Below are 25,693 nucleotides of genomic sequence, written 5' to 3'. Positions count from 1 at the left end.
AACGTGCAGCCGGATACCGCCTACCCCAGCCGTGCTGCTTACCACCGGCGCGAACGACCCGCGCGTGGCGCCGTGGCAGTCGCGCAAGTTCGCCGCGGCCCTGCAGAACGCCACCGGCTCGCAGCCGCCGATCCTGCTGCTCACCCGCATGAATGCCGGCCATGGCATCGGCGCACCCTTCAGCCAGCGCGTAGGGAACACCGCGTTGATGCTGACGTTCTTTGCGCAGGAGCTGGGTTTGCCGGCGAAGTGAGCGATCAGCCGCCGCGGAACTCGCGGCGGTACAGCGAGGGCGTGGTGTGCAACGCCGTGCCGAAATGCTGGCGCATGGACAGCGCGGTGCCGAAGCCGGCGCGCTCGGCGATGCGTTCGATCGGCTGCGCGGTGGTTTCCAGCAGCCGTTGCGCCAGCGCCAGTCGCTGCGCCAGCAGCCACTGGCCCACGGTGGTGCCGGTGTGCTGGCGGAAGTGGCGGGTGAAGCTGCGCCGGCTCATCGCGGCGCGTGCGGCCAGCGAGTCGAGGCTGTGCGTCGCGTCGAGGTGGCGCGTGGCCCAGTCCAGCGTCTTCGTCAGCGGCGTATCGCGCGCGGCCGCCAGTACGGGTTGCTCGATGTATTGCGCCTGGCTGCCCTGGCGGTGCGGCGGCACCACCAGGGTGCGCGCTACGCGGTTTGCCGCCTCCGCGCCGAGGCGGTGGCGCAGCACATGCAGGCAGCAGTCGATGCCGGCGGCGGTGCCGGCCGAGGTGAGCACGTCGCCTTCGTCCACGTACAACACGCCGGGATCGACCCGTACCCGCGGATAGCGTTCGGCGAAGCGCGCTGCCCAGCGCCAGTGGGTGGTGGCGCGGCGGCCGTCGAGCAGGCCGGCCTCGGCCAGCACGAAGGCACCCAGACACAGGCCGACCACCAGGGCGCCGCGCGCATGCGCCCGCCGGAGTGCGGCCAGCAGCGGCTCGGGCGGCGGCTCGCGTGGATCGCGCCATGAGGGAACCACCACGATATCGGCCCAGGCCAGTGTGCGCAGGCCGTGCTGCGCGACGATGCCGAAGCCCGCCTGGGTGCGCAGGCCGCCGGGTTCGGCCGCGCAGACGCGCAGCTCGAACGGCGGCGCTTCGTCGCCGGCGGCCTCGCCGAACACTGCGCACGGCACCGACAGATGGAACGGACGGATGCCGTCGAACGCCACCACCGCGACGCGCGTCCTGGGCATGCCGAAATCCTCTGCGCTGGATTGGCCCGATTCTAACCAAAAATGGCAATCAGGCCACTGCTGCGGAAGCATCCAGGCGCGGATCATGGCGCCACCGGGACGAGCCGTCCCATGCCTGTGAGGAATGCCGCCATGACCGAAGTCAGCCATCCACGCCGCGCGCTCGTCGTGATTGACGTGCAGAACGAATACGAGAGCGGCGGCTTGCGCATCCAGTACCCGCCCGTGGCCGATTCGCTGCGCAACATCGGTCGTGCGATCGACGCCGCGCATACCGCCGGCATCCCGGTGATCGTGGTGCAACAGTCCTCGCCCACCGATGCGCCGCTGTTCGCCACCGGTTCGCACGGCTGGGAGCTGCATGCGGTCGTCGCCAGTCGCCCGCGCGAGCACTACCTGCGCAAGGCCCTGCCCAGCGCGTTCGCCGGCACCGGCCTGGGCGAGTGGCTGCAGTCGCATGCCATCGACACCCTGGCCGTGGTGGGCTACATGACCCACAACTGCAACGACACCACGATCAAGCATGCCTTCGACGCCGGCCTGCAGGTGGAATTCCTGATGGACGCCTCCGGCAGCGTGCCCTACGCCAACCGTGCGGGCGCCGCCACCGCGGAGGAGATCCATCGCGTATTCGCGGTGGTGGAACAGTCGCGCTATGCGGCGGTGATGACGACCGATGAATGGGTCGCCCATCTCGCCCACGGCACCACGCCGGAGCGGGACACCATCCACGCTTCGCACCAGCGGGCGTTGGCGCGGCTGGTCGTGGCGGCCTGAGCTGCGGCCCGGGATCGCGGCAGGCGCTAAGCTGTGTGTCTTTCCGCCGCGATCCCTGCCATGCCCGCCCTGCTTCCCGCCGTCGAACACGAAACCGCCGCCAGTCCTCGCTACAGCATCATCTGGTTGCACGGGCTGGGCGCGGACGGCCACGACTTCGCGCCGATCGTGCCGGAGCTGGTGGCGGCGGACTGGCCGGCGCTGCGCTTCGTGTTTCCGCACGCACCGGTGCGACCGGTGACGGTCAACGGCGGCATGCCGATGCGCGCCTGGTACGACATTCACGGTTTCGACCTGGTGGCGCGCCAGGACGAGACGGGCATCCGCGCCTCCATCGCGGCCACCGAGGCGCTGATAGCGCGCGAGCGCGAGCGCGGCGTGCCCGACGAACGCATCTTCCTCGCCGGTTTCTCGCAAGGCGGCGCGATCGCGCTGGCTGCCGGCCTGCGCCACACCGAGCGGTTGGCCGGCATCGTGGCGCTGTCCACCTACCTGCCGATTGCTGACACGCTGGCGGCCGAACGCAGCGCGGCGAACGCGGACGTGCCGATCTTCCAGGCGCATGGCAGCTTCGATCCGGTGGTGATCCCGCCGCGCGGCAGCGACAGCCGCGACCTGCTGCAGCGCCTGGGCTATCGCGTGGACTGGCATAGCTACCCGATGGCACACGCGGTCTGTGCCGAGGAAATCGCCGACCTGCGCAGCTGGCTGGGCGCGCGGCTGGGCTGACCCGGCCTGGCGGCCTGAAGGGTAGAAACACTCGAGGTGAAGTGCTTGTCGCGCGGCGCAGATCTTCGGCGATTCGCGGGCCCACGGTGGTTCCATGGGCCAAGCGGCGGCGGTGATGCGCACTGTGCGGCCAGTGTCGCAACCCGGACGGCTTCTACCGTGCAGGCTCCCGATGCTGCGGCATACTGCGCGCATGCGCGAACCCTTCTTTCGCCACCACGACGAACCTAGCCCGCTGCCGGACTTCTGCAGCCTGCCGGTGCTGTTCACCTTGTTGGTGACCGGCGCCCTCGCGGCCACTGTGGTGTGGCTGGCTGAGGGTGACCATCGCGATCTTTCCGGTTACAGCGTGGGCATCCTGTTCGTGACCTGGCTGACGCTGGTGATCGGGGTGACGCTGTGCCTGCTGCGGGCCTGGCTGCAGCGCCTGCCCGGACACCTGCCCTACCTCGCCGCGTGGCTGTTGATCATGCCGATCGTCGGCGCAGCGAGCTGGGTGGCGCATGGCCTGGACGAAGCCTTGCGGATGGGACTGCTCAGCGACGGCATGGCGACCTTCGTGCTCGACAATGTGCTGATCGCGGCCCTGCTCGGTGCGGCGATCCTGCGCTACTTCTACATCGCCGCGCAGTGGCGGCTGCGCCTCGCCGCGGTGACGCGGGCGCAGGTGGAAGCGTTGCAGGCGCGTATCCGCCCGCATTTCCTGTTCAACAGCATGAACACGGTGGCGGCGCTGATTCCGCTCGATCCGGCGGCGGCCGAGCGCACGGTGGAGGACCTGGCCGAACTGTTCCGCGCCGCGCTGGGTCAGCATGAACAAGGCGACGGCACGCTGGGCGAGGAGCTGGCCTTGCTGGAGCGTTACCTGGCGATCGAGCAGCTGCGTCTTGGCGAGCGCCTGCACGTTGAGCGCCAGTTGGACGACTTGCCGCCCGACTTTCCGTTGCCGCGCCTGCTGTTGCAGCCGCTGCTGGAGAACGCGGTGCGCCACGGCGTCCAGCCGCTGCGCGAAGGCGGGGTGGTGACACTGCGCGGCGTACGCGACGGCAACGCCATCGTGATCGAGATCGCCAATCCGCTGCCGCTCTCGCCTGCGCGTGGCGGCAACGGTCATGGCCTGGACAGCGTGCGCCGACGGGTGGCGTTCCGCTACGGCCCGCGGGCGGCAGTGCAGGCCGGGCCGCAGGGCGAACGTTATGTGGTCAGCCTGCGGCTGCCACTGGAAAACAAAGGAAGTGACGATGCGCGTGCTGATCGTCGATGACGAACCGCTGGCGCGCATGCGTCTGGCCGCGCTGCTGGGCGAGTGCGAGGGCGCGGAACTCGCCGGCAGCGTGGGCGACGGCGAGGCCGCGCTTGCCGCGCTCGGCGAGCTGCAACCCGATTTGCTGTTGCTCGACATCAACATGCCGGGCCTCGACGGCATGACGCTGGCCGCGCGGCTGGCCGGGCGCGTACGGCCGCAGGTGGTGTTCTGCACGGCGTACGAGAATCACGCGCTGCATGCTTTCGAGCTGGAGGCGGTGGACTACCTGCTGAAGCCGGTGCGGCTGGAACGTCTGCGTGAAGCGTTGCAGCGGGCGCGCAAGCGCCTCGCCGAGGCGCCGCGCGCCGCCACGGTCTGGCTGCATGCGCGGGTGCGCGACGAGCAGGTACGTGTAGCGCTGGACGAGGTGGTCTGCCTGCTCGCCGAGGAGAAATACGTGTGCGTGCGGCATGCCGGCGGCGAGCTGCTGATCGACGAGTCGCTGCGCCAGCTGGAAGAGGCCTATCCCGAGCAGCTGATCCGCCTGCACCGCAACTGCCTGGTGCCGCCTGCCCGCCTGATCGGCCTGAAGAACCTGTCCGACGGCCGCGTGCTGGCCCGCCTCGCCGGCACCGACTTCAGCCCCGAAGTGAGCCGGCGCAACCTGCCGGCGTTGCGCAAGCTGCTGCGGATGGGTTGAGGCGCGCCGCTGCCTGCGCTTCGCCGCGGCATCGGCGACAATGGCGCACGAGCCAGACCGTGGAGCCCGCATGACCCCGAACACCTTGCGCATCGCCACCCGCAAGAGCGCGCTCGCGCTGTGGCAGGCCGAGCATGTGGCGGCGCTGCTGCGCGCGGTCCATCCGGAGCTGACGGTGGACCTGGTGCCGCTGTCCACCCGCGGCGACGAGATCCTCGACCAGCCGCTGGCGACGATCGGGGGCAAGGGGCTGTTCCTCAAGGAGTTGGAAGTGGCGATGCTGGAAGGCCGCGCCGACCTCGCCGTGCACTCGCTGAAGGATGTGCCGGCGGAACTGGAGCCGGGCTTCGCCCTGCCGGCGATCCTGCCGCGCGCGGATGCGGCGGACGCCTTCGTCAGCAACGATTATGCGGACCTCGCCTCCTTGCCGCTGGGCGCGAAAGTGGGGACCTCGTCGCTGCGGCGGCAGGCGCAGTTGCGTGCGCTGCGGCCGGATCTCGAACTGCTGGACCTGCGCGGCAACGTGGGTACGCGGCTGGCGAAACTGGATGCCGGCCATTACGACGCGATCGTGCTGGCCTGCGCGGGGCTGGAGCGGCTGGCCCTGGCTGCGCGCATCCGCTGCCGGCTCGCCGCGCCGGACTGGCTGCCGGCGCCGGGACAGGCGGCGATCGCGATCGAGGCGCGCGCCGACCAGCCAGCTACGCTGGCCTTGCTCGCGGTGCTGGACGACGCCGATACGCGGCTGGAGGTGAGCGCCGAGCGTGCGATGAACCGGGCGCTGGGCGGCAGCTGCACGGTGCCGGTGGGGGCGTGGTGCACGGTCACCGAGCGCGGCCTGCACCTGCGCGGCCTGGTCGGCGATGCGGCCAGCGGCCGCCTGCTGCATGCGCAGGCGGACGGCGAGGATGCCGAGGCTCTCGGGCTGTCGGTGGCGCAGGCGCTGTTCGCGCAGGGCGCCGGCGAATTCCTCGGAACCGACGGCTAGTCGCCCGGACGCGGTTTGGAAACGAAAACGGCCACTGCAATGCAGTGGCCGTTTTCGCAGAGGGTCCGGATTGAGCCTCGCGATCACAGACGATCGCAGGAATCAAAACCTCAGAAGTTGTAGACCAAGTTGGTGGTGGTCAGCGTATCGGTCTTCTTGATGCCCGGCAGCACGGTGCTGTTGTGGCGCACCTGGAAGCCCACCTTCAGCGCCAGCTTCTTGGTCATGCTGACGGCGAGACCGGCGTCGTTCTGGATGTAGGTGTTCTTGGAGCCCGCTTCGGTGAGGAACGTGTCCTCGAACGAAGTGTTGTCGGTGAGGCGGAATTTGTAGTTGACCAGGCCGCGGGCCACCATCTCGTGCTCCACCGGCTGCGTCTGGCTGATGGTGCTGCCGTTGACGAGCACCGGAAGCGCCGCCGGCCGGTATTCCTTGTAACCGGGGCCGATTTCGAACGACAGCTCGTTGCGGGCGTCCTTCAGCGCGATGTAGCCGTAGCCCAGCGAGACCACGCCCTGCCACAGGTTGGCGCCGAAGTCGTCGTGGTCGTAGCGCGCTGCGCCCACGATGTAGCTGCGCGGGTCGAGCTTGTAGCCCACCGAGGCGCCGCCGTCGTAGCGGTTGGCAGTGGTCTGGAATTCACTGATGGTAGTGCCACCCGGGGTGACCACTTTCTCCTGCACCTTGGTGCGCAGCACGTCGAGGAAGAAGTTGTTCTTCCACTGCTCGTTTTCCTGATTCAGGCCGAGCTTGGCGTTGACGTTCTGCGATCGGGTGTTGCCGGTGGCCGAGGCATAGCCGAACTCGCCCGAGCCGGTCCAGCCGCCGTTGTTGGCGCTGTTGCTGTTGTCGGCGTCCTGCGCCTGCACGGCGAAGCTGGCGCAGGCCGACAGCAGCAGGGCCGCGATCAGAGTCTTGGTCATCGTGAGGGTTCCGTCTCGTTAAACAATTGTGAGTCGACCACCTTAACGGAACGGCTTGAATTTTCAATGAACATGGCCCGATCAGGCCTGCTTCGTGTCTGCCGCCTCGGCCAGCGCGGCCTCGTACAGATAGCGATCCAGCAACTGGCCCACCACACAGCCGGGCGCGGCGAGCGCGGCGGCCGTCAGGCTGCCGGCGGTGCCGCCCAGCAGCAGCGCCGCGCAAGGCAGCGCATAAGTCAGCAGCGCGGCGACCAGACGGGCGGGAAACCGGCCGCGGTTGCCCGCGCTCCCTCCGGCGGATGCCTCGAGCTCACGCAGGGATTGCCACAGCCCGCTTTCGATCAGGCCCAGTCCCAGCGCCAGTGCCAGCAGCAACAAGACCCACAGATAGGCGTCGTGGCCGCCGTCGAACCCGCCCTGCGCCAGCAAGGTCAGCCACAACCAAAGGCCGCCGGTGTAGGCCGCAGCGGTGATGCGGCACGTCGGCAGCAAGGCGGTTGCGCGTTGCAGCGACGACGGCAGACAGGCGCGGTCGCCGTGGGTGGCCTGCAACAGGCTGACGAGGCTGCACAGCATCAGCAACGCGCCGGCCAGCCGGGTGATCCAGAAACCGTTGTCGCCGTGCGCCAGTCCCGCCACCGCTAGCACCGGCAACCAGGTGGCCAGGGCCATCAATGCGGAGCGTGTGGGGCGATGCCTCGGGCGTGGCTGCCAGCCGTGCCATACGGCGAGCCCCGGTATCCGCAGACAGGCCAGCACCAGACCGGCAGCTACCAGCACGGCGCCCAGTCCCAGCGGGATCAAGGTGCCGCTGCGTCCCAGCCGGCTCAGTCCCAAGAGCAGGGACAGGCCCAGCCACAACCATACGCCGTAGCCGCCGATCGCCAGCACTTGCAGCAGTGCCGCGGCGCGGGTCGGGCGGGCGATCAGCGTCGTTGTGGCCGTGCCGGCGGCGATCGTGCCTGGCCACGCGCGGGTGGATTGCATGGGGATACCGTCTGGGGAAGGCGGGGTTGCCAAGCTTAAGCCAGCCGCCATGCGTGTGGGTTAGGCATACGTTCGGCAGGCTTGCGGGCGCCGGCAGCCGTACCCATGCTAAGCATCCCGTTCTGCGCCACTGCCGCGACCGACGAGCCCACCATGGACCGCTACGAACGCATCCTCACCTTGCATCGCCTGCTGAAGTCGGCGCATTACCCAGTGCCGCTGCCGAAGCTGATGGACGAGCTCGAATGCTCGCGCGCCACGTTGTACCGCGACATCGGCTTCCTGCGCGATGCGCTGGGCGCACCGATCGAAAGCGCCGGCGGCGAGCATGCCGCGTTCCGCTACGAGCTGAGCGAAGGCGAGCGGTTCGAATTGCCGGGCCTGTGGCTCACCTCCGACGAACTGGCCGCGTTGCTGGCTTTGAACGAACTGATCGGCCGCAGCGGTCCCGGCGTGCTGGCCGGTGCGCTGGCGCCGTTCAAGTCGCGCATCGAGCACCTGCTGTCCGACCGCGGCAGCGGCAAGGCGCTGCCGGTCGAGCGCATCCGGGTGATCCCGTGGGGCGCGCGCAAGCTCGACCAGCAGGCATTCCGCATCGTGGCCGGTGCGGTGCTGGAGCGGAAGCAGCTGCGCTTCCGCTACCGCGCGCGCACCACTGGCGCCGACAGCCGCCGCACCGTGTCGCCGCAACGCCTCACCCATTACCGCGACAACTGGTATCTCGACGTGTGGGACCACGACCGCGAGGCGCTGCGCAGCTTTGCGGTGGACCGCATCGCCGAGGCGCAGGCGATGGATGCCCCCGCGCGCGACGTGCCCGAGGTGGAGCTCGATCAGGCGCTGGCTTCCAGCTACGGCATCTTCGCCGGCCAGCCCAAGGCCTGGGCCACGATCCGCTTCTCCTCGCATGCCGCACGCTGGGTGGCCGACGAGCACTGGCATTCGCAGCAGAAGGGCGAGTGGCTGTCAGACGGCCGCTACGAATTGCAGCTGCCGTATTCCAACTCGAAGGAATTGCTGATGGACGTACTCAAGTACGGCCCGGACGCGGAGGTGATCGCGCCGCTGCCGCTGCGCGAGGAAATGAAGATCCTGTTGCAACTGGCCCAGGGCGCGTACCAGGGTTCGCCGCGCTGAGGCGCTACAGCAAGGTCGATTGCGGCGCCGTGTAACTCAGCGCGCCGTTTTCGACATGCGCCGCCGAGGTCCATGGATGTACCACGCTGTGGTGCAGGTCGAGGATATGGATCACCTCGATGCCGCGCTGCTTCAGCACGTCGGCGATGATCGAGCGATGGCAGCGCCACCACACGGCCTCGGCGCACATCACCGCGGTGCGCTGGCATGCCGCGAACGCCAGCAGCGCCGCCAGGCCTTCGGCGAATTCCGTGCTGGCGAGGTGGTCGGCGTAGCCGCGGAACGCGGCATTGCGCCAGGCGGTGTTCGGCGAATCCGTGCGTGGCCGCCGTCGCCCGCCCAGCTGTGGAAACCACTGGTAGCCGATGCCATGGGCGGGCAGGCTTTGCGCCAGCGCGTCGCGCGTGAACTGCGGCTGGCGTCGCGAGCCGGGGAAGCGGCGCACATCGGCGATGGCCTCGATGCGGAAAGCCGCAAGCAGGGCCAGGAAATCCTCCAGCGTGCGGGTGGAGTGGCCGATCGTCCAGATCGTGGCGGGAGAGGCGGCGCTCACGCGATCTTCTGCAGTGCCGCGCCTTTGTGCATGGCGACGTGGTCGGTCTTGTCGCTCTTGATCTCGTACTGCGGATCGTCGGGGCTGCAGTGGCGCGGGTAGCCCTTGTACAAGGTGTCAGCGGTATGCACCTTCAGGATGTGGCCGGTGACGTAGCCGGCCTCGGAATTCCAGCGCACGTGATCGCCGACGTGGAACTGCTGGCTCATGGCGGCGGTCTCAGCCTGTTGACGATGCCGGTCATTTTCGCACTGGCGGCGTGCACGCAAGGTCGCCGCCTGCAAGGTGCGCGACGGCAGGCTAGGATGGCGGCAACCCGATAGGAGTACGACATGCAAAGCGGCAATCCCGCACTCAACAAGAACACCTTCCTCGACGCAGCCAGCGGCGCGGTGTTCAGCCGCGACGACGGCGCCATGACGCTCAACGGCACGGTGAACAAGACCGGCCTGATGCTGCTGCTGGTGGTGGTGGGCGCGATGTTCAGCTGGAGCCGTTTCGCCGGCCCGGCCAGCCTGCCGGCCCTGGGGCCGCTGGTGCTGGCGGGTGCACTGGTGGGCTTCGTGCTGGCCATGGTCACCACGTTCAAGAAGACCTGGGCGCCGGTCACCGCGCCGTTGTACGCGCTGGCCGAGGGCGTGTTCGTGGGTGCGCTGTCGGCGATCTTCGAAATGCGCTATCCCGGCATCGTGATGCAGGCGGTGGCGCTGACCTTTGGCACCATGGCGGTATTGCTGATGGGCTATCGCAGCGGGCTGATCCGCGTCACCGACAAGTTCCGCGCGGGCGTGGTGGCCGCCACCGGCGGCGTGCTGCTGGTGTACCTCGCCAGCTTCGTGATGGGCTTCTTCGGTCATTCCTTCGGCTTCATCGCCGGCAGCAGCGGCATCGGTATCCTGTTCAGCCTGGTCGTGGTGGTGATCGCCGCGCTGAACCTGGTGCTGGATTTCGACATGATCGAACAAGGCGTCAACGCCGGTGCGCCGAAATACATGGAGTGGTACGGCGCCTTCGCGCTGGTGGTTACCCTAGTGTGGCTGTACCTTGAGATGCTGCGCCTGCTGTCGAAGTTGCAGTCGCGGAATTAAGCGATAGCGGGACAGGGCAGCCCTGCCCTTTCCCCACACGTCGAATCGGTCACCTCGTGCCTGATCGCGGGCCATCCGTCCTTGGGTGGCCGCGGCGGACCGAGGCGGCGGGGCGGCATCAGCTAAGCTGATCGCCGACTCCGCTGCCATGGACTTGCATGAGCCAGTTCGCCCTGTTCGGCCAGCGCCGCTTCGCGCCATTCTTCTGGACGCAGGCGCTGGCGGCGTTCAACGACAACGCCTTCCGCAACGCGCTGCTGGTGCTGGTGGCCTTCCAGCTGGGGCTGGATGACCGTGCGGCCTCGATCTACACGAACTTCGCGCCGGCGCTGTTCATCCTGCCGTTCTTCCTGTTCTCGGCCAGCGCGGGCCAGCTGGCGGAGCGGTTCGAGAAGACCCGCATCATCCGCTGGGTGAAGCTGTTCGAGATCCTGGCGATGGTGGTGGCCGCTGCGGGCTTCATCACCCACCACGTGTCGTTGCTGCTGGTGGTGTTGTTCATGATGGGGCTGCACTCCACCGTGTTCGGGCCGATCAAGTACGCGATCCTGCCGCAGGCGCTCAAGCCCGGCGAGCTGGTGGGTGGCAACGGCCTGGTGGAAATGGGCACGCAGTTGGCGATCCTGCTAGGCATGGTCGCGGGCACCACCGCGATGGGCGAGGCCGGCCCGTGGCTGGCGGCGGCTATCACCATCGGCGTGGCGGTGGTCGGTTATTTCGTCAGCCGGGCGATTCCACCGGCGCCGGCCACGGCGCCGGAGCTGAAGATCAACTGGAACCCGTTCGGCGAGACTGCGCGAGTATTGCGCATCACTCATGCCGATCGCGCGGTGTGGAATGCGGTGCTGGGCATCTCCTGGTTCTGGTTCTTCGGCACCGTACTCGTCGCGCAGCTGCCGATCTACACGCGCGAGACGCTGGGCGGCGACAACTCGGTCTATACCCTGGTGCTCACGCTGTTCTCGATCGGCAGCGGCCTCGGCGCGCTGGCCTGCGAAAAGCTCTCCGGCCGGCGCGTGGAGATCGGCCTGGTGCCGCTGGGCGCGTTCGGGCTCACGGCATTTGGCGTGGATCTGTACTTTGCGCGACACGGCCTCGCGCCCGTACGCGGGCTGAGCTGGCTGGGCTTCCTGCACACGCCGGGCAGCTGGCGCGTGGTGCTCGATCTCACCCTGATCGGCGCCTTCGCGGGCCTGTACGTGGTGCCGTTGTTCGCCTTCGTGCAGGCGCGTGCGCCGCGCGAAAAGCTCTCGCGCATCATCGCCGGCAACAACATCATGAATGCCGTGCTGATCGTGGCTGCGGCCGGCTTCGGCCTGGGCTTGGGTGCGCTGGGGCTGGATGCGGTGCAGATCTTCCTAGCCGCGGCGCTTCTCAACGTGTTGGTGGCGGCCTACATCTTCACCTTGGTGCCGGAGTTCATCCTGCGCTTCGTCACCTGGCTGCTCACCAGCACGCTGTACCGCGTGCGGGCGGACGGGCTCCAGCACATTCCCGAGGAAGGGCCGGCCCTGCTGGTATGCAACCACGTCAGCTTCGTGGACCCCTTGCTGTTGATGGCGAACCTGCGCCGGCCCACGCGCTTCGTGATGTATTACAAGATCTTCAACATCCCGCTGCTGAAGTTTCTGTTCACGACGGCGAAAGCCATCCCGATCGCCGGGCAGAAGGAAGACCCCGTAGTGCTGCAACAAGCCTATGACGCGGTGGATGCGGCGCTGGCCGACGGCGAGCTGGTGTGCATCTTCCCCGAGGGCGCGTTGACCCGCGACGGTGCGATCGCGCCGTTCCGCCCCGGCGTGGAGAAAATCCTCGCGCGCCGCCCGGTGCCGGTGCTGCCGATGGCGTTGCGCGGGCTGTGGGGCAGCATGTGGAGCCGGCGCGATTCCGCGCTGCACCGCGCACGCCTGCCGCGGCGCTTCCGCGCACGGGTGGAGCTGGTGGTGGATGCCCCGCTGCCGCCGGAGCGCGCCAGCGCGGCGGCGCTGGCGGCGCGTGTGCGCGAGCTGCGCGGCGAGATGGCCTGACCGCGGTCCCCTTTTCCTGCCGGTATCCGGCCGGAATTGGAGTTCAGCGTACCCAGCCGCCGATTACGATCAGCGCCACCATGCTCAGCCAGGCCAGCAGGGCACGCAGCAGGGCGCCGCGCAGTCGGCGCAGCTCCAGCAGCGGATCGCTGCGTTCCTCGGCGTAGCCTTCGCCGCCTTCGATGTCGACCTGGATGTCCGCACGCGCCGCGGCGCCGAGGAAGCCCGGCCCTTCGCGATACCAGCCGTTCGGCAACGCCTGCTGGTGCCAGCGTCGCCACGCGCCGATCACCGCGTCCCAGTGGCCGACCAGGGCGAGGGTGAGCACCATCAGCTGCGCCGGCAGCCAGTCCAGCGCGTTGGCAACATGGCGCGCGGTAGTGCGCGCCTCAGTGTCGAGGCGCAGCGTGTCGTCATGGCCCAGCGCCCGCGCCAGCCGGTACAGCAGCGCACCCAGCGGCCCGAACAGGAAGAACCAGAACAGCACGCCGAAGCGCCGCCGCAGCGCGGCATAGACGGTGGCCTCGCCCAGTTCGGCCGCGCGCCACGGCACCTGTTCGCCGTCTTCGCCCAGCGCCTGCGCGGCGGCTTCGCGGCTGGCGCCGTCCGGTGCGGCGAGGATCGCTTCGAGATCGGCTTCGAACGCATGCGGGCCGAAGCAGAACAGCAGCACCGCCAGCGCGAACAGCAGGTGCAGCAAATCGGCCAGCGGCGGCAGGCGCAGCAGCCAGATCGCCAGCGCGCACAGCACCAGCGGCAGCAGCAGGGCCAGCACCACGCGACCGGTGCCGGTGGTGTCGTTCAGCTGTGCGACCCAGCGACGGAAGCCGGCATCGTTGCGCCAGTGCGCGAGGCGCGGCTGCCAGTGCAGCAGGCCGAGGGCGATCAGGGCGACGAGCAGACGGATAGCCATGCGCGGGGACTCCGTGAAACGGTCTCGCATTGTATGCGAGGCGCCTTGCCGTCACATGGCACGCAGCGGTGCGGCTCAGGCGTGCTCGGTGCGTGCCGCGAACAGCGTGTCGAGCTCCATCCCGGCGCGTTCGCGCAGCCAGTGCTGCAGCAGCCGGTAGGACACCGACAGCGGCGTGGACGGCAGGAAGCTGCCGTCGGCGATGCCGTCGGCGATCTGCCGCGGCGTGAACCAGCGCGCGTCTTCCAGTTCGCGGTCGCGCAGGCGGATGGTGGGGTCGCGCGCGATGGCGGTGAAGCCCACCATCAGCGAGGCCGGCATCGGCCAGGGTTGCGAGGAGTGGTAGTCCACCTCGCCGACGATCACGCCGGATTCCTCGGCCACCTCGCGGCGTACCGCGTCCTCCAGCGCCTCGCCCGGCTCGATGAAGCCAGCCAGCGTGGAGTAGCGCCCGGCCGGCCAGCCGGCCTGGCGGCCGAGCAGGCAGGCGCCGTCGTGTTCCACGATCACGATGATCGCGGCGTCGGTGCGCGGGAAATGCATGCGCCCACAGGCCGCGTTCGTGCAGTGCATGCGGTGGCCGGCGGAAACGATGGCGAGCGGTGCGCCGCAGTGCGCGCAATACCGCGTCTCGCGGTGCCAATGCGCCAGGCCCTTGGCGTAGGCGAACAGGCCGGCTTCATCGGCAGGCAGCAGCAGGCCGGCCTCGCGCAGACCGGCGCGACGCGCGTGCAGCGATGTTTCCAGCGCCTCGGCGCGCGCCTCGTCCGCCAGCGTCAGCAGGAAGTGCGGACGACCATCGGCGATGCCGAGCAGCCAGGCCGGCGCCTCGGCGCAGAGCTGTTGGCGCTCGCTGGCATCGAGCCAGCGCAGTGCGTCGCGGTCTGCTTGCACGAAGGCGCGACCCTCCGCGTCGAGCAGCAGGAAACGCGTGCCGGGCGCGACGGATTGTGCGTCGACCCATGCCGCGTCGTCGCGGCGCTCGGCCATGCGGTCGAGGGTCAGGCTGAGTCCGGCGAAGGTGTTGTCCTGCGTCGACGCGCCCATGTTCAGGCGGAGAACGAGGAGCCGCAGCCGCAGGTGGTCTTCGCGTTCGGATTGCGTATCACGAACTGCGAGCCGCTGAGGTTCTCGCTGTAGTCGATCTCGGCGCCGGTGAGGTATTGCAGCGACAGCGGATCGCACAACAGGGTCACGCCTTCGCGCTCCAGCGCGAAGTCGTCCTCGGCCTGGGCCTCGTCGAAGGTGAAGCCGTACTGGAAGCCCGAACAGCCGCCGCCGGAGATGTACACGCGCAGCTTCAGCGCGGGATTGCCCTCTTCCGCGATCAACTCGTGCACCTTGCGTGCGGCGGCTTCGGTGAACAGCAACGGCGCACCACTGCTGCGGTAATCGGGGGCGGTGGGAAGCGGGACGACGGTATCCATGGCACTCAGATGGGGGCGCGGGCGGGCGGTACAAGCATACTTCGCCCGCCCTGCCATAACATGACCGTCGTCCGGTTGCGGCGGGCGCTCAGCTCTGCATCTTGCTCTGCAGGTAGCGTTCCGCGCCGATGTCCTTGACCAGGCTCTGCTGGGTTTCCAGCCAGTCGATGTGCTCTTCCTCGTCGTGCAGGATGCCCTTGAACAGGTCGCGGCTGACGTAGTCGGCGATGCCTTCGCTGTGCGCGATCGCGGCGCGCAGGTCTTTGGCGGCGGCCAGTTCCAGGTCGAGATCGCCCTGGATGCACTCCAGCACGTTCTCGCCGATGCGCAGCTTGCCCAGGTGCTGCAGGTTGGGCAGGCCGTCGAGGAACAGGATGCGCTCGATCAGGCGATCGGCGTGCTTCATCTCCTCGATCGATTCCTTGTACTCGTGCTCGGCCAGTTCCGCGTAGCCCCAGTCCTTGAACATGCGGTAATGCAGGAAGTACTGGTTGATCGCGGTCAGCTCGTTGTAGAGCACCTTGTTGAGGAATTCGATGACCTTGGCGTCGCCCTTCATGGCCGTCTCCGCTGGCGGGGAAATGCGACGACTATACGAAGTTCGCCGCCTCGGAGGCGGAACACGAATGGCAATGGTTTGCGCGTGGGAACGCGCAGGCGGCTCAGGCGACTGCGACGAAGGCGGGCAGCCCGGCCGTGGCCCCGCTCTGTTCGACCGCCTGCTGCAGACAATCGCGCGCTTCGGCTTCACAGCAGCCGCAGCAGTCCGAACAGCCAGTGCGCGCCTGCAGTTCGGCGAAGCTGCGCACGCCGTCGGCGACTTCGCGGCGGATGTCGTGGTCGGTGACGGCGTTGCACAGGCAGATGTACATGCCGCGCATAAGAACGCAAATGCGAATGATTGTCAACTATCGGCGTGCTGCCGCCGCTCAGGCGGCGCGCCAGCCGTGCCGTGGCTCGTCGGGCGGGACGTCGCCGTCCTCGCGTGGCGGCGCGTTGCCCAGCTCGATCCGGCACATGCCTTCCACCAGTGGCGCGAAGTGGCGCAGGGCGCGTTCGTATACCTGCCGCTTGAAGTTCACCACATGGGCGGCCGGGTACCAGAAATCCACCCAGCGCCAGATGTCGAACTCCGGCTTGTCGCAGGCATCCAGCCGCAGCGAGGCTTCGTCGCTGACCAGTTTGAGCAGGAACCACACCTGCTTCTGGCCGATGCAGGTTGGCCGCTGGTGCTGGCGTACATAGCGCTGCGGCAGCTTGTAGCGCAGCCAGCCGCGGGTGGAGGCCACCACCTCGACGTGTTCGGGCGCCAGGCCGGTTTCCTCTTCCAGCTCGCGGTACATCGCTTCCAGTGGCGTTTCGTCGCTACGCATGCCGCCTTGCGGAAACTGCCAGCCGTCGCGGTTGATGCGGCGCGCCCAGAACAGACGGCCGTCCGCGTTCAGCAGCACGATGCCCACATTCGGGCGATAGCCATCGATGTCGATCATCTCGTCATCCTCGGGCCATGTCGCGCGCCGGCAGCAGCTGGCGCGCGCAAGGCGATGGCTGGATTCAACCATGCAGGCCGAACCGCGGCAAGCCGAAAAACTTGAACCGGAGCGTGCTCGCCATTAAACTGCCGCGCCCCGCCTCCAGGATCGCAGCGATCCGTAGCGGCGGCTTCCCCCATGGCTATGTAGCTCAGCCGGTTAGAGCACAGCACTCATAATGCTGGGGTCGGTGGTTCGAGTCCACCCATAGCCACCATGCGCTCCCTCCCGCGCCCGTGCGATCCGCGGTCGACGGAACGCCGGAGCAACAGCATGCGTATCTTCAAGGTATTCCAGATCGAGGCGGCACACCGTTTGCCCAACGTGCCGCCGGGACACAAGTGCGCGCGTCTGCACGGGCACTCGTTCCGCGTGGAAGTACACGTGGCCGGCGAGCCGGGCGCACAAAGCGGCTGGGTGATGGATTTCGCCGACGTGAAAGCGGCTTTCGCGCCGCTGTTCGAGCAGCTCGATCATCACTACCTCAACGATATCGAAGGCCTGGAGAATCCCACCAGCGAGATGCTGGCGCGCTGGGTCTTTCAGCGGCTGGAGCCGCGCCTGCCGGGCCTGGACGAAGTGGTGGTGCACGAGACCTGCACCTCCGGCGCCAGCTGCAGCCGGGGCCATCCTTGACGCGGTGCGATGACAGATTCGTGACACGCAAAATGCTGTGTTACATAAATATTTTCACACTGGTCTGGTCAATCGACAAAAAATATATTGCATTGCACAAAAGAGCCTGCTAGAGTCGCTTCCACTAACCGCATACCCCAGCGAGGGCAAGCTCATGACTCAGCAGTTCAGCAACCAGTTTTTCGCTTACACCAAGCAGGTCACCGAGGGCGCGTTCAAGGCGCAGTCGCTGGCCCTGAAGAGCCTGGAGACGGTCGCCGGCCTGCAGCTCAAGGCCTTCGAGCAGCAGACGCGTGATTCGGCCGCGTTCGTGGCCGAGGCGCTGGAGACCCGCGACGCCGATGCGCTGCGCAGCCTGTGGGAAAAGGGCGCCAGCCTGAGCCGTGAGCAGGCCGAGCGTGCGGTGGCGGTTTCGCAGGAAATCATCGCCGTGACGCAGAAGGCGGCGGAGTCGCTGCAGGCGCTCGTGCAGGAACAGCGTCAGGCCGCCAACGAGGCGGTGGCTGCGCCGGCCGCGAAGAAGGCTGCGAAGTAAGGTTCGCGATACAACCCCGAGTGGCATCCTGCCGGCGGCTCTCCCCTCCCGCATGGCAGCAAGGGCCGGACTTCCCCAGTCCGGCCCTTTTCTTTAGCTGAATCAGGCGACAGCGGACACGCGCCGGCAGCCATGCGGCGGTCGCGGGACAAGTTGCCGCAGCGTTCGCGGCTTGTCGCTGCAAGCAGGGCACTGATATACTTTTACGGATTGGATCGTAGTTCGTGGCCGGTATCGGTGCCACTTGGTGGAAGCCGGTGCGGAGAGGTTACGTGCTCAACAGTCTCGACGCCGGTCGGCGCCTCGCACTGCGCACGATGCTGCTGCAGCTTGCGGTGGCGGCGATGGTCGGCGCGATGTTCCTGCTGAAGGGGCATCGGGAGGCGGTTTCGGCTGCGGCCGGGGGTTTCACGGTGGCGCTGGGTACCGCGCTGATGTCCGTGCAGGCCTTCGGGCGGTTGGTCGGTGGCGCGGCGGCTTTCGTTCGCCTGCTGCTCGGCATGCTGCTGAAGTGGGCAGTAGTCGTCGGCGGGCTGGGGTTGATCCTGTTTCATTACAAGTTGCCGCCGCTGGCTGCCGTGACGGGGCTGGTGGCTGCTTACGCGGTTTATCTGCTGGCGTTCAGATTCAAGGGTTGAGGCATGGCAAGCGAGCCGGGCGGTCTTACCGAATACATCCAGCACCACCTTACGCATCTCGTTCCGCAGGCGAGCAAGGAAGGTTTCTGGGCAGTACACATCGACTCGATCACGGTGTCGCTGGTGCTGGGCGTAGTGTTCTGCCTGTGGTTCTGGTCCAAGGCGCGCAAGGCTACCGCCGGTGTGCCAAGCAAGGGCCAAGCCTTCGTCGAAATCATCCTCGAGTTCGTCGACGGCCAGGTCAAAGACGTGTTCCATGGCGATCGCCGCTTCCTCGGCCCGCTGGCGCTGACCGTGTTCGTCTGGGTGTTCCTGATGAACGCGATGGACTTGCTGCCGGTCGACTTGCTCCCCTGGATCACTGAGAAGTTCGGCATCGGCCATTTCCGCTCGGTGCCGACCGCGGACACCAGCATGACGTTCGCGATGTCGATCACGGTGTTCCTGCTGATCATTTTCTACAGCTTCAAGGCCAAGGGTGCCAGCGGCTTCATGCACGAGCTGTTCACCGCGCCGTTCGGCAAGCATCCGTTGCTGTGGCTCCCCAATTTCGCGCTGAACCTGGTTGAGCTGCTGTCCAAGCCGGTGAGCCTGGCGATGCGACTGTTCGGCAACATGTACGCGGGCGAGCTGGTGTTCATGCTGATCGCCGGCCTGTTCAGCGCAGGCGCGGGCGTGGCCGGCTGGGCGCTGTATGGCGCCGGCATCATCGGCTACACGGTGTGGGGCCTCTTCCACATCCTGATCATCTCGATCCAGGCCTTCATCTTCATGGTGCTGACCATCGTGTACATCTCGATGGCGCACGACCATCACTGATTCCGTTTCAACCCTTCAACGCAAAACCGTTTTTTCGAGGAGATCACCGTGGACCAAGTCGCCGCTCACATCGTTCAAATCGCCCAGGTGCAGGGCTTCACCGCCATCGCGCTCGGCCTGATCATCGGCCTCGGCGCCCTGGGTGCCTGTATCGGCATCGGCGTGATGGGTTCGAAGTTCCTGGAAGCCGCTGCCCGCCAGCCGGAGCTGGTGCCGCTGCTGCAGGGCCGCATGTTCCTGCTGGCCGGCCTGATCGACGCGGCGTTCCTGATCGGCGTGGCGCTGGCCATGTACTTCGCCGTGGCGAACCCGCTGCTGTCGAAGCTGGGCTGATGTCCTAGGCGGCGCCTGGCGCCGCCGTTCTCTCGGCGCGGATCACTCGATGTCCGCGCCGGTTCCATTCCGTATTTGCAGGTAACGCAGCGATGCTTCCCAACGGCACTCTGATCGGCGAAATGATTGCTTTCGCCATCTTGATCTGGTTCTGCGTCCAGTTCATCTGGCCGCACATCAACAAGGCCATCGAGGAACGGCAGATCAAGATCGCCGACGGCCTGAGTGCCGCCGAGCGCGCGCATGCCGAGCTGAAGGACGCCGACACCAAGGTGGCGGACGAGATCCGCAAGGCGCGCCAGCAGGCGTCCGAGATCATCGACAAGGCGCAGCAGCAGGCCAACGGCATCCTCGACAAGGCCCGTGCCGACGCCATCGTCGAGATCAACCGGCTGAAGGCCGTGGCGCAGGACGACATCGCCGCGATGGCCCAGCAGGCGCGCGAGCAGCTGCGTGAGCGCGTGGGTGCGCTGGCCGTGCAGGGCGCGTCCAAGATCGTGCAGCGCGAGGTGGATGCCTCGACGCACAAGGCGCTGCTCGACCAGCTCGCCGCCGAGGTCTGATCCATGGCCCAGGCAATCACCCTCGCCCGTCCCTACGCCCGCGCCGCGTTCGAGCTGGCTCACGCCAGCGGTGCGCTGGCCGCGTGGTCGCAGGCGCTGGCGTTCGCCGCCCAGGTGGCGGCGGATCCGCGCGTGGCCTCGCTCGGCAACGATCCGCGCGTGCAGCCGGCGCAGCTGGTGGCGCTGCACCTGCCCGAGGGCATGGCCGCCGACGCGCAGTTCGCGCAGTTCCTGGGTGAACTGGCCGAGCACCGCCGCATGGCGTTGCTGCCGGAAGTGGCCGCGCTGTACGAGCAGTACCGGCGCGAGTCCGAGTCGCAGCTGCTGGTGAAGGTGACCAGCGCGATGGCGCTGGACGCGGCCCAGGCCGAGCAGCTCAAGGCTTCGCTGAAGCGCCGCTTCAAGCGCGAGATCGAACTGGACGCCCGGGTCGATGCCTCGCTGCTGGCCGGCGTGGTGATCGACACCGGCAGCGAAGTGATCGATGGTTCCGCGCGCGGGCGCCTCGAGCGCCTCGGCAGTGCACTGAGTCAGTAGTTTCGTGCGCAGCCCGGCTCGCGCCGGGCCGGTCGCAACAAGACAACATCGCGTTTCCAAATTTCAGGATATCGACATGTCCAGCACCACTCTCAACCCGTCCGAGATCAGCGAACTGATCAAGAACCGCATCGAGCAGTTCAAGCTTGGCGCGGAGGCCCGCAACGAGGGCACGATCATCAGCGTGTCCGACGGCATCGTGCGCATCCACGGCCTGGCCGACGTGATGCAGGGCGAAATGATCGAGCTGCCGGGCAACGCCTACGCGCTGGCGCTGAACCTGGAGCGCGACTCGGTCGGCGCGGTGGTGCTGGGCGAATACCAGCATCTGCGCGAAGGCGACGTCGCCAAGACCACTGGCCGCATCCTCGAAGTGCCGGTCGGCCCCGAGCTGCTCGGCCGCGTGGTCGATTCGCTGGGCAATCCGATCGACGGCAAGGGGCCGATCAACGCCAAGCTCAGCTCGGCGATCGAGAAGGTCGCGCCGGGCGTGGTGTGGCGCAAGAGCGTCGACCAGCCGGTGCAGACCGGCTACAAGTCGGTCGACTCGATGATCCCGGTCGGCCGTGGCCAGCGCGAGCTGATCATCGGCGACCGTCAGACCGGCAAGACCGCGCTGGCGATCGACGCGATCATCAACCAGAAGGATTCGGGCATCTTCTCGATCTACGTAGCGATCGGGCAGAAGCGCTCGTCCATCGCGAACGTGGTGCGCAAGCTGGAAGAGAACGGTGCGCTGGCCAACACCATCGTGGTGGTCGCCTCCGCTTCCGAATCGGCCGCGCTGCAGTACATCGCGCCGTACGCCGGTTGCGCGATGGGCGAGTACTTCCGCGACCGCGGCCAGGACGCGCTGATCGTGTACGACGACCTGTCCAAGCAGGCCGTCGCCTACCGCCAGATCTCGCTGCTGCTGAAGCGCCCGCCGGGCCGCGAAGCCTACCCGGGCGACGTGTTCTATCTCCACTCGCGTCTGCTCGAGCGCGCTTCCCGCGTCTCCGAGGAGTACGTCGAGAAGTTCACCAACGGTGAAGTGAAGGGCAAGACCGGTTCGCTGACCGCGCTGCCGATCATCGAAACGCAGGCCGGCGACGTGTCCGCGTTCGTGCCGACCAACGTGATCTCGATCACCGACGGCCAGATCTTCCTCGAAACCGACCTGTTCAACGCCGGCATCCGCCCGGCCGTGAACGCCGGTATTTCGGTGTCGCGCGTGGGCGGTTCGGCGCAGACCAAGATCGTGAAGAAGCTGTCCGGCGGCGTGAAGCTGGCGCTGGCGCAGTACCGCGAGCTGGCTGCGTTCGCGCAGTTCGCCTCTGACCTTGACCCGGCCACCCGCGCCCAGCTCGACCGCGGTCAGCGCGTGACCGAGCTGATGAAGCAGTCGCAGTACGCGCCGCTGTCGATCGCCGAGCTGGCGCTGTCGGTGTACGCGGCCGAGAAGGGCTACCTCGACGACCTGCCGGTGAACAAGGTGCTGGCGTTCGAGAAGGGCCTGCACGCCTTCATGCACCAGAACCATGCCGAGCTGATGAAGAAGATCGTCGCCACCGGCGACTGGAACGCCGAGATCGAAGGCGTCTTCAAGAGCTCGCTGGACGAATACAAGAAGACGGGTAGCTGGTAATCCCGGAACGGCACGCCGGCTCCTGAGCCGGCATTGCACAGACCCGACAGATCGAGGCAGACGTGGCAAGCGGACGCGAAATCAAAACCAAGATCAAGAGCACGCAGAACATGCGCAAGGTGACGCGCGCGCTCGAGATGGTCTCGGCCTCGAAGATCCGCAAGGCGCAGGATCTGATGAAGGCCTCGCGTCCCTATGCGCGTTCCATGCGCAAGGTGATCGCGCATGTGGCGCAGGCCAGCACGGACTTCAAGCATCCGTTCCTGATCGAACGCGAAAACGTCGCACGGGTGGCCTACATCGTGGTGTCCACCGACCGCGGCCTGTGCGGCGGCCTGAACTCCAACATGTTCCGCCGCCTGCTGCCCGCGATCCTGGAGTGGCAGGGCAAGGGCGTGCAGGTCGACGTGGTCGCGATCGGCCAGAAGGCGCTGCAGTTCTTCCGCCGTATCAAGGGTGTGAACCTGATCGGCAGCACCACCCATCTCGGCGAGCGCCCGAAGCTGGAGCAGCTGATCGGCGTGATCAAGGTGGTGCTGGATGCCTACAGCGCGAACGCGGTGGACCGCGTATTCCTTGCCTACAACGACTTCGTCAACACCATGACGCAGAAGCCCAGCATCGACGCGCTGCTGCCGCTGCCGCTGGTGGCGGCGGAGATGGAAGCGCACCAGGCGGCGGGCGAGTCGGCGTATGCCGGCATCAAGCTGGAGCAGACCCACGACTGGGACTACATCTACGAGCCCGATGCGCAGACTGTGCTGGAGCACGTGCTGGGCCGCTACATCGAGTCGGTGGTGTACCAGGGCGTGCTGGAGAACCTCGCCAGCGAACACGCCGCGCGCATGGTCGCGATGAAGAGCGCGTCGGATAACGCGAACAAGGTGATCGACACGCTGACGCTGGTCTACAACAAGACCCGTCAGGCAGCGATCACGCAGGAAATCAGCGAAATCGTTGGAGGAGCGGCCGCGGTGTAACCGCGGTTGCTCTCAAAAAGAATTCATGGCGACGCGCAGCGGCGCCGCAACAGACACTAAAGATCCATCCGGAGCACATCCATGAGCCAGGGCAAAGTTGTTCAGATCATCGGCGCGGTCATCGACGTCGAGTTCGCGCGCGATCAGGTGCCGCAGGTGTACGACGCGCTGAAGATCGACGGCACCGAGATCACGCTGGAAGTGCAGCAGGTGCTGGGCGACGGCGTGGTGCGCACCATCGCGCTGGGTTCCACCGATGGCCTGAAGCGCGGTCTGCTCGCCCGCAACACCGGCGAAGGCATCAAGGTGCCGGTGGGCAACGCCACCCTGGGCCGCATCATGGACGTGCTCGGCAATCCGATCGACGAAGTCGGCCCGATCAAGGCCGAGGACCACTGGGTGATCCATCGCGAGGCGCCGTCGTATGACGAGCAGGCGCTGGCCAACGAGCTGCTGGAAACCGGCATCAAGGTGATCGACCTGGTCTGCCCGTTCGCCAAGGGCGGCAAGGTCGGCCTGTTCGGCGGCGCCGGCGTGGGCAAGACCGTGAACATGCTCGAGCTGATCAACAACATCGCGACCCAGCACTCGGGCCTGTCGGTGTTCGCCGGCGTGGGCGAGCGTACCCGCGAAGGCAACGACTTCTACCACGAGATGCAGGACGCCGGCGTCGTGAAGCTGGACAACCTGCCCGAGTCGAAGGTGGCGATGGTCTACGGCCAGATGAACGAGCCGCCGGGCAACCGTCTGCGCGTCGCGCTGACCGGCCTGACCATGGCCGAGTACTTCCGCGACCAGAAGGACGCGTCCGGCAAGGGCAAGGACGTGCTGTTCTTCGTGGACAACATCTACCGCTACACCCTGGCTGGCACCGAAGTGTCCGCGCTGCTCGGCCGTATGCCGTCGGCGGTGGGCTACCAGCCGACCCTAGCCGACGAAATGGGCGTGCTGCAGGAGCGCATCACCTCCACCAAGACCGGCTCGATCACCTCGATCCAGGCCGTGTACGTGCCCGCGGACGACCTGACCGACCCGTCGCCGGCCACCACCTTCGCGCACCTTGACTCCACCGTGACCCTGTCGCGCCAGATCGCCTCGCTGGGCATCTACCCGGCCGTGGATCCGCTGGACTCCACTAGCCGTCAGCTCGACCCGCAGGTCGTCGGCCAGGAGCACTACGAGGTGGCCCGCCGCGTGCAGGGCATGCTGCAGCGCTACAAGGAGCTGAAGGACATCATCGCCATTCTCGGCATGGACGAGCTGTCCGAAGAGGACAAGCAGGTGGTGGCGCGCGCCCGCAAGTGCGAGCGCTTCTTCAGCCAGCCGTTCCACGTGGCCGAAGTGTTCACCGGCGCCCCCGGCAAGTACGTGTCGCTGAAGGAAACCATCCGCGGCTTCAAGATGATCGTGGAAGGCGACGTCGACCACCTGCCGGAGCAGGCGTTCTACATGGTCGGCGGCATCGACGAGGCGATCAAGAAGGGCGAGGAGATGGGCGCCAAGAAGGCTGCCTGATCCCGTGATGGCACCTGGAGCAGTTGACTGAGAGTCAACTGCTCCACCACCACTGCTGCAAACGTATCGGAACACCGCCATGAGCCACACCTTGCGAGTCGACATCGTCAGCGCCGAAGCCGAGATCTTCTCCGGCGAGGCCACGATGCTCGTCGCCACCGGCGAACTGGGCGAACTGGGCATCACGCCCCGTCACGCTCCGCTGATCACCCGCCTCAAGCCGGGCCACGTCGACGTGGTGCTGGCCGCAGGCGAGCGCCAGCAGTTCTACGTCTCCGGCGGCATTCTCGAAGTGCAGCCGCAGGTGGTCACCGTGCTGGCCGATACCGCGATCCGCGCCGCCGAGCTTGACGAGGCCGCCGCGCAGCGCGCGAAGAAGGAAGCCGAGGACGCGCTGGCCAATCGCACCGACGCACTGGAAGTGGCCGAGGCGCAAGCCAAGCTGGCCGAAGCGATAGCCCAGCTGCAGGCGCTGGAGCGGCTGCGCAAGAACCTCAAGCACTGAGGAAGTATTGCTTCAATGAATATCGCGGAAAAGAACGCCGGCCTTGTGCCGGCGTTTTTGCATCCGGGGGCGATGCCGTGTGACGGTGCTTTAAATTACAAATGTAATTTGATAGCGTTGCCGACACTCGCCGGATGGAGACGCTAGTAATGGCATGCATGAGGTTGCTGGTTCCAGGCCTGCTTGCGCTGGGCGCGGCGGGGTGCGCCACTGTCGCCGCGCCGCCCGCCAGGGCGCCGAACGAGGGCTCCGCCAGCTACCGGATGCTCGACGACGGCCACATGGCGCATTACCAGCTGGCGATCGGCGATACCGCCACAGGCGCCACGCCATTCCAGTGCGTGACGCCGGTCTATCCGCCGGACCAGCTGGCGACCTGTGCGCCGTTGCAGGAAGTACAGGTGCAGGTGATCGTGGACGAGGCGGGGAAGGTGGGCGACGTGCGCGATATGGCAACGGATGCTGCGGCGACGCCGCGCCCACAGCCGTTCTTCGCCGCCGTGCGCGCCGCGGTACTGCAGTGGGAGTTCAATCCGCTGCGGATAGACCATTGGGCCGCGGATGCTGACGGCAACACGCACGAAGTGGACAGCACGACCAAGCCATTCAGTTTGATGTACGCGTTCCGCTTCGAGTGCCACGCCGGCAAGACGACCGTGTCATCGGCGTCGGCACAGCGCTGAGTCGACGCTGGCAAAACAAGGTCACCGGGCTACCGGTGCCGGACAGGAATGGGCTGATAGACTTTTCGGACAGCTCAGGTC

General features: G+C 67.2%; 31 protein-coding genes and 1 tRNA gene. 21 read left to right on the top strand and 11 right to left on the bottom strand.

The window, feature by feature from the left end:
* Positions 1-257: 257 nt before the first annotated feature.
* Entirely contained in the window at positions 258-1,211 is a 954-nt protein-coding gene (locus ISP14_RS17560; protein ID WP_404542399.1) for a GlxA family transcriptional regulator, read from the bottom strand.
* Positions 1,212-1,343: 132 nt separating this feature from the next.
* On the opposite strand from ISP14_RS17560, the gene ISP14_RS17555 reads away from it, so the two are divergent.
* From ISP14_RS17555 to hemC, 5 genes are all read left to right on the top strand, one after another.
* A complete protein-coding gene (locus tag ISP14_RS17555) occupies positions 1,344-1,988 on the top strand; it encodes a cysteine hydrolase family protein (RefSeq protein ID WP_404542398.1) in 645 nt (214 codons plus the stop codon).
* A 60-nt stretch (positions 1,989-2,048) separates the two neighbouring features.
* Complete coding sequence (locus ISP14_RS17550) at positions 2,049-2,717, top strand: alpha/beta hydrolase (RefSeq protein WP_404542397.1); 669 nt, start codon at positions 2,049-2,051, stop codon at positions 2,715-2,717.
* Positions 2,718-2,910: 193 nt separating this feature from the next.
* Entirely contained in the window at positions 2,911-3,981 is a 1,071-nt protein-coding gene (locus ISP14_RS17545; RefSeq protein WP_404542394.1) for a sensor histidine kinase, read from the top strand.
* Positions 3,959-4,663 carry a LytR/AlgR family response regulator transcription factor gene (locus ISP14_RS17540; RefSeq protein WP_404542391.1) on the top strand — a complete coding sequence of 235 codons (705 nt, stop codon included), beginning with the start codon at positions 3,959-3,961 and terminating at the stop codon, positions 4,661-4,663. Before ISP14_RS17545 ends, ISP14_RS17540 begins: the two co-directional genes overlap by 23 nt.
* 70 nt (positions 4,664-4,733) lie before the next feature.
* Positions 4,734-5,651, top strand: a complete 918-nt coding sequence (gene hemC, locus ISP14_RS17535; protein WP_404542388.1) for a hydroxymethylbilane synthase — start codon at positions 4,734-4,736, stop codon at positions 5,649-5,651.
* A 110-nt stretch (positions 5,652-5,761) separates the two neighbouring features.
* Here hemC and ISP14_RS17530 read toward each other — a convergent pair whose 3' ends face one another.
* Together ISP14_RS17530 and ISP14_RS17525 are read right to left on the bottom strand one after the other, a co-directional pair.
* Positions 5,762-6,574 (bottom strand): DUF481 domain-containing protein, encoded by an 813-nt coding sequence (locus ISP14_RS17530; RefSeq protein WP_404542385.1) that lies wholly within the window; start codon positions 6,572-6,574, stop codon positions 5,762-5,764.
* 81 nt (positions 6,575-6,655) lie between these two features.
* Positions 6,656-7,564 carry a hypothetical protein gene (locus tag ISP14_RS17525; protein WP_404542383.1) on the bottom strand — a complete coding sequence of 303 codons (909 nt, stop codon included), beginning with the start codon at positions 7,562-7,564 and terminating at the stop codon, positions 6,656-6,658.
* A gap of 153 nt (positions 7,565-7,717) precedes the next feature.
* On the opposite strand from ISP14_RS17525, the gene ISP14_RS17520 reads away from it, so the two are divergent.
* Positions 7,718-8,701 carry a helix-turn-helix transcriptional regulator gene (locus tag ISP14_RS17520; RefSeq protein ID WP_404542450.1) on the top strand — a complete coding sequence of 328 codons (984 nt, stop codon included), beginning with the start codon at positions 7,718-7,720 and terminating at the stop codon, positions 8,699-8,701.
* 4 nt (positions 8,702-8,705) lie between these two features.
* Here the strand turns inward: ISP14_RS17520 and ISP14_RS17515 are convergent, their stop codons facing one another.
* Both ISP14_RS17515 and ISP14_RS17510 read right to left on the bottom strand, forming a co-directional pair.
* The gene (locus ISP14_RS17515) at positions 8,706-9,254 is read right to left on the bottom strand and encodes a DUF488 domain-containing protein (protein WP_404542381.1); all 549 of its coding nucleotides are present in this window, start codon (positions 9,252-9,254) and stop codon (positions 8,706-8,708) included.
* Positions 9,251-9,463 carry a hypervirulence associated TUDOR domain-containing protein gene (locus tag ISP14_RS17510; RefSeq protein WP_404542378.1) on the bottom strand — a complete coding sequence of 71 codons (213 nt, stop codon included), beginning with the start codon at positions 9,461-9,463 and terminating at the stop codon, positions 9,251-9,253. The genes ISP14_RS17515 and ISP14_RS17510 overlap by 4 nt, the downstream gene beginning before the upstream one ends.
* A 123-nt stretch (positions 9,464-9,586) precedes the next feature.
* Here ISP14_RS17510 and ISP14_RS17505 point away from each other — a divergent pair, with 123 nt between their 5' ends.
* Together ISP14_RS17505 and ISP14_RS17500 are read left to right on the top strand one after the other, a co-directional pair.
* Positions 9,587-10,342, top strand: a complete 756-nt coding sequence (locus ISP14_RS17505) for a Bax inhibitor-1/YccA family protein (protein ID WP_404542376.1) — start codon at positions 9,587-9,589, stop codon at positions 10,340-10,342.
* Between the two features lie 158 nt (positions 10,343-10,500).
* A complete protein-coding gene (locus ISP14_RS17500; RefSeq protein ID WP_404542374.1) occupies positions 10,501-12,369 on the top strand; it encodes an MFS transporter in 1,869 nt (622 codons plus the stop codon).
* 43 nt (positions 12,370-12,412) lie between these two features.
* On the opposite strand, the gene ISP14_RS17495 is transcribed toward ISP14_RS17500, so the two are convergent.
* The 6 genes from ISP14_RS17495 to ISP14_RS17470 all read right to left on the bottom strand — a co-directional run bounded on the left by ISP14_RS17495 (position 12,413) and on the right by ISP14_RS17470 (position 16,199).
* On the bottom strand, positions 12,413-13,282 hold the full coding sequence (locus ISP14_RS17495; RefSeq protein ID WP_404542372.1) for a beta-lactamase induction protein: 870 nt from the start codon (positions 13,280-13,282) through the stop codon (positions 12,413-12,415).
* Positions 13,283-13,357: 75 nt separating this feature from the next.
* Positions 13,358-14,329, bottom strand: coding sequence for an NAD(+) diphosphatase (nudC, locus tag ISP14_RS17490; RefSeq protein WP_404542370.1), 972 nt, complete (start codon positions 14,327-14,329; stop codon positions 13,358-13,360).
* 2 nt (positions 14,330-14,331) lie between these two features.
* Positions 14,332-14,709 carry an iron-sulfur cluster insertion protein ErpA gene (erpA, locus tag ISP14_RS17485; protein WP_404542367.1) on the bottom strand — a complete coding sequence of 126 codons (378 nt, stop codon included), beginning with the start codon at positions 14,707-14,709 and terminating at the stop codon, positions 14,332-14,334.
* Positions 14,710-14,797: 88 nt separating this feature from the next.
* Positions 14,798-15,268, bottom strand: a complete 471-nt coding sequence (gene bfr / locus ISP14_RS17480; protein ID WP_404542365.1) for a bacterioferritin — start codon at positions 15,266-15,268, stop codon at positions 14,798-14,800.
* 103 nt (positions 15,269-15,371) lie between these two features.
* On the bottom strand, positions 15,372-15,590 hold the full coding sequence (locus ISP14_RS17475) for a (2Fe-2S)-binding protein (RefSeq protein WP_404542363.1): 219 nt from the start codon (positions 15,588-15,590) through the stop codon (positions 15,372-15,374).
* Positions 15,591-15,638: 48 nt separating this feature from the next.
* The gene (locus ISP14_RS17470) at positions 15,639-16,199 is read right to left on the bottom strand and encodes an RNA pyrophosphohydrolase (protein ID WP_404542360.1); all 561 of its coding nucleotides are present in this window, start codon (positions 16,197-16,199) and stop codon (positions 15,639-15,641) included.
* A 182-nt stretch (positions 16,200-16,381) separates the two neighbouring features.
* On the opposite strand from ISP14_RS17470, the gene ISP14_RS17465 reads away from it, so the two are divergent.
* The 13 genes from ISP14_RS17465 (at position 16,382) to ISP14_RS17405 (ending at position 25,612) form a co-directional block, all read left to right on the top strand.
* A tRNA-Met gene (locus ISP14_RS17465) sits at positions 16,382-16,458 on the top strand.
* A gap of 56 nt (positions 16,459-16,514) precedes the next feature.
* Entirely contained in the window at positions 16,515-16,877 is a 363-nt protein-coding gene (gene queD / locus ISP14_RS17460; protein WP_404542357.1) for a 6-carboxytetrahydropterin synthase QueD, read from the top strand.
* A 154-nt stretch (positions 16,878-17,031) separates the two neighbouring features.
* Positions 17,032-17,412 carry a phasin family protein gene (locus ISP14_RS17455; protein WP_404542355.1) on the top strand — a complete coding sequence of 127 codons (381 nt, stop codon included), beginning with the start codon at positions 17,032-17,034 and terminating at the stop codon, positions 17,410-17,412.
* Between the two features lie 272 nt (positions 17,413-17,684).
* Entirely contained in the window at positions 17,685-18,050 is a 366-nt protein-coding gene (locus ISP14_RS17450) for a hypothetical protein (RefSeq protein ID WP_404542352.1), read from the top strand.
* A 3-nt stretch (positions 18,051-18,053) separates the two neighbouring features.
* Positions 18,054-18,869, top strand: a complete 816-nt coding sequence (atpB, locus tag ISP14_RS17445; RefSeq protein WP_404542348.1) for a F0F1 ATP synthase subunit A — start codon at positions 18,054-18,056, stop codon at positions 18,867-18,869.
* 48 nt (positions 18,870-18,917) lie between these two features.
* Positions 18,918-19,202 (top strand): F0F1 ATP synthase subunit C, encoded by a 285-nt coding sequence (gene atpE / locus ISP14_RS17440; protein ID WP_449757836.1) that lies wholly within the window; start codon positions 18,918-18,920, stop codon positions 19,200-19,202.
* A 92-nt stretch (positions 19,203-19,294) separates the two neighbouring features.
* Positions 19,295-19,765, top strand: coding sequence for a F0F1 ATP synthase subunit B (locus ISP14_RS17435; protein ID WP_404542345.1), 471 nt, complete (start codon positions 19,295-19,297; stop codon positions 19,763-19,765).
* 3 nt (positions 19,766-19,768) lie between these two features.
* Complete coding sequence (locus tag ISP14_RS17430; RefSeq protein ID WP_404542343.1) at positions 19,769-20,302, top strand: F0F1 ATP synthase subunit delta; 534 nt, start codon at positions 19,769-19,771, stop codon at positions 20,300-20,302.
* Between the two features lie 76 nt (positions 20,303-20,378).
* Positions 20,379-21,929 (top strand): F0F1 ATP synthase subunit alpha, encoded by a 1,551-nt coding sequence (gene atpA / locus ISP14_RS17425; RefSeq protein WP_404542341.1) that lies wholly within the window; start codon positions 20,379-20,381, stop codon positions 21,927-21,929.
* A 62-nt stretch (positions 21,930-21,991) separates the two neighbouring features.
* Entirely contained in the window at positions 21,992-22,909 is a 918-nt protein-coding gene (gene atpG / locus ISP14_RS17420) for a F0F1 ATP synthase subunit gamma (protein ID WP_404542339.1), read from the top strand.
* 81 nt (positions 22,910-22,990) lie between these two features.
* On the top strand, positions 22,991-24,424 hold the full coding sequence (gene atpD, locus ISP14_RS17415) for a F0F1 ATP synthase subunit beta (RefSeq protein ID WP_404542338.1): 1,434 nt from the start codon (positions 22,991-22,993) through the stop codon (positions 24,422-24,424).
* A gap of 79 nt (positions 24,425-24,503) precedes the next feature.
* Positions 24,504-24,929, top strand: a complete 426-nt coding sequence (locus ISP14_RS17410) for a F0F1 ATP synthase subunit epsilon (protein ID WP_404542336.1) — start codon at positions 24,504-24,506, stop codon at positions 24,927-24,929.
* 158 nt (positions 24,930-25,087) lie between these two features.
* Positions 25,088-25,612: an energy transducer TonB gene (locus ISP14_RS17405; protein ID WP_404542333.1), complete on the top strand. Its 525-nt coding sequence runs from the start codon at positions 25,088-25,090 to the stop codon at positions 25,610-25,612.
* Positions 25,613-25,693 lie beyond the last annotated feature (81 nt).

It is taken from the genome of Dyella agri (genome assembly GCF_044904705.1).
GTDB classification, from domain to species: domain Bacteria; phylum Pseudomonadota; class Gammaproteobacteria; order Xanthomonadales; family Rhodanobacteraceae; genus Rhodanobacter_A; species Rhodanobacter_A agri.
This window is presented reverse-complemented; position numbering and strand designations above follow the sequence as displayed.

Coding starts and splice junctions, on each gene's coding strand:
- ISP14_RS17560 (WP_404542399.1), bottom strand. CDS start 1,211: ATGCCCAGGACGCGCGTCGCGGTGGTGGCGTTCGACGGCATCCGTCCG.
- ISP14_RS17555 (WP_404542398.1), top strand. CDS start 1,344: ATGACCGAAGTCAGCCATCCACGCCGCGCGCTCGTCGTGATTGACGTG.
- ISP14_RS17550 (WP_404542397.1), top strand. CDS start 2,049: ATGCCCGCCCTGCTTCCCGCCGTCGAACACGAAACCGCCGCCAGTCCT.
- ISP14_RS17545 (WP_404542394.1), top strand. CDS start 2,911: ATGCGCGAACCCTTCTTTCGCCACCACGACGAACCTAGCCCGCTGCCG.
- ISP14_RS17540 (WP_404542391.1), top strand. CDS start 3,959: ATGCGCGTGCTGATCGTCGATGACGAACCGCTGGCGCGCATGCGTCTG.
- hemC (WP_404542388.1), top strand. CDS start 4,734: ATGACCCCGAACACCTTGCGCATCGCCACCCGCAAGAGCGCGCTCGCG.
- ISP14_RS17530 (WP_404542385.1), bottom strand. CDS start 6,574: ATGACCAAGACTCTGATCGCGGCCCTGCTGCTGTCGGCCTGCGCCAGC.
- ISP14_RS17525 (WP_404542383.1), bottom strand. CDS start 7,564: ATGCAATCCACCCGCGCGTGGCCAGGCACGATCGCCGCCGGCACGGCC.
- ISP14_RS17520 (WP_404542450.1), top strand. CDS start 7,718: ATGGACCGCTACGAACGCATCCTCACCTTGCATCGCCTGCTGAAGTCG.
- ISP14_RS17510 (WP_404542378.1), bottom strand. CDS start 9,463: ATGAGCCAGCAGTTCCACGTCGGCGATCACGTGCGCTGGAATTCCGAG.
- ISP14_RS17505 (WP_404542376.1), top strand. CDS start 9,587: ATGCAAAGCGGCAATCCCGCACTCAACAAGAACACCTTCCTCGACGCA.
- ISP14_RS17500 (WP_404542374.1), top strand. CDS start 10,501: ATGAGCCAGTTCGCCCTGTTCGGCCAGCGCCGCTTCGCGCCATTCTTC.
- ISP14_RS17495 (WP_404542372.1), bottom strand. CDS start 13,282: ATGGCTATCCGTCTGCTCGTCGCCCTGATCGCCCTCGGCCTGCTGCAC.
- nudC (WP_404542370.1), bottom strand. CDS start 14,329: ATGGGCGCGTCGACGCAGGACAACACCTTCGCCGGACTCAGCCTGACC.
- erpA (WP_404542367.1), bottom strand. CDS start 14,709: ATGGATACCGTCGTCCCGCTTCCCACCGCCCCCGATTACCGCAGCAGT.
- bfr (WP_404542365.1), bottom strand. CDS start 15,268: ATGAAGGGCGACGCCAAGGTCATCGAATTCCTCAACAAGGTGCTCTAC.
- ISP14_RS17475 (WP_404542363.1), bottom strand. CDS start 15,590: ATGCGCGGCATGTACATCTGCCTGTGCAACGCCGTCACCGACCACGAC.
- ISP14_RS17470 (WP_404542360.1), bottom strand. CDS start 16,199: ATGATCGACATCGATGGCTATCGCCCGAATGTGGGCATCGTGCTGCTG.
- queD (WP_404542357.1), top strand. CDS start 16,515: ATGCGTATCTTCAAGGTATTCCAGATCGAGGCGGCACACCGTTTGCCC.
- ISP14_RS17455 (WP_404542355.1), top strand. CDS start 17,032: ATGACTCAGCAGTTCAGCAACCAGTTTTTCGCTTACACCAAGCAGGTC.
- atpB (WP_404542348.1), top strand. CDS start 18,054: ATGGCAAGCGAGCCGGGCGGTCTTACCGAATACATCCAGCACCACCTT.
- ISP14_RS17435 (WP_404542345.1), top strand. CDS start 19,295: ATGCTTCCCAACGGCACTCTGATCGGCGAAATGATTGCTTTCGCCATC.
- ISP14_RS17430 (WP_404542343.1), top strand. CDS start 19,769: ATGGCCCAGGCAATCACCCTCGCCCGTCCCTACGCCCGCGCCGCGTTC.
- atpA (WP_404542341.1), top strand. CDS start 20,379: ATGTCCAGCACCACTCTCAACCCGTCCGAGATCAGCGAACTGATCAAG.
- atpD (WP_404542338.1), top strand. CDS start 22,991: ATGAGCCAGGGCAAAGTTGTTCAGATCATCGGCGCGGTCATCGACGTC.
- ISP14_RS17410 (WP_404542336.1), top strand. CDS start 24,504: ATGAGCCACACCTTGCGAGTCGACATCGTCAGCGCCGAAGCCGAGATC.
- ISP14_RS17405 (WP_404542333.1), top strand. CDS start 25,088: ATGAGGTTGCTGGTTCCAGGCCTGCTTGCGCTGGGCGCGGCGGGGTGC.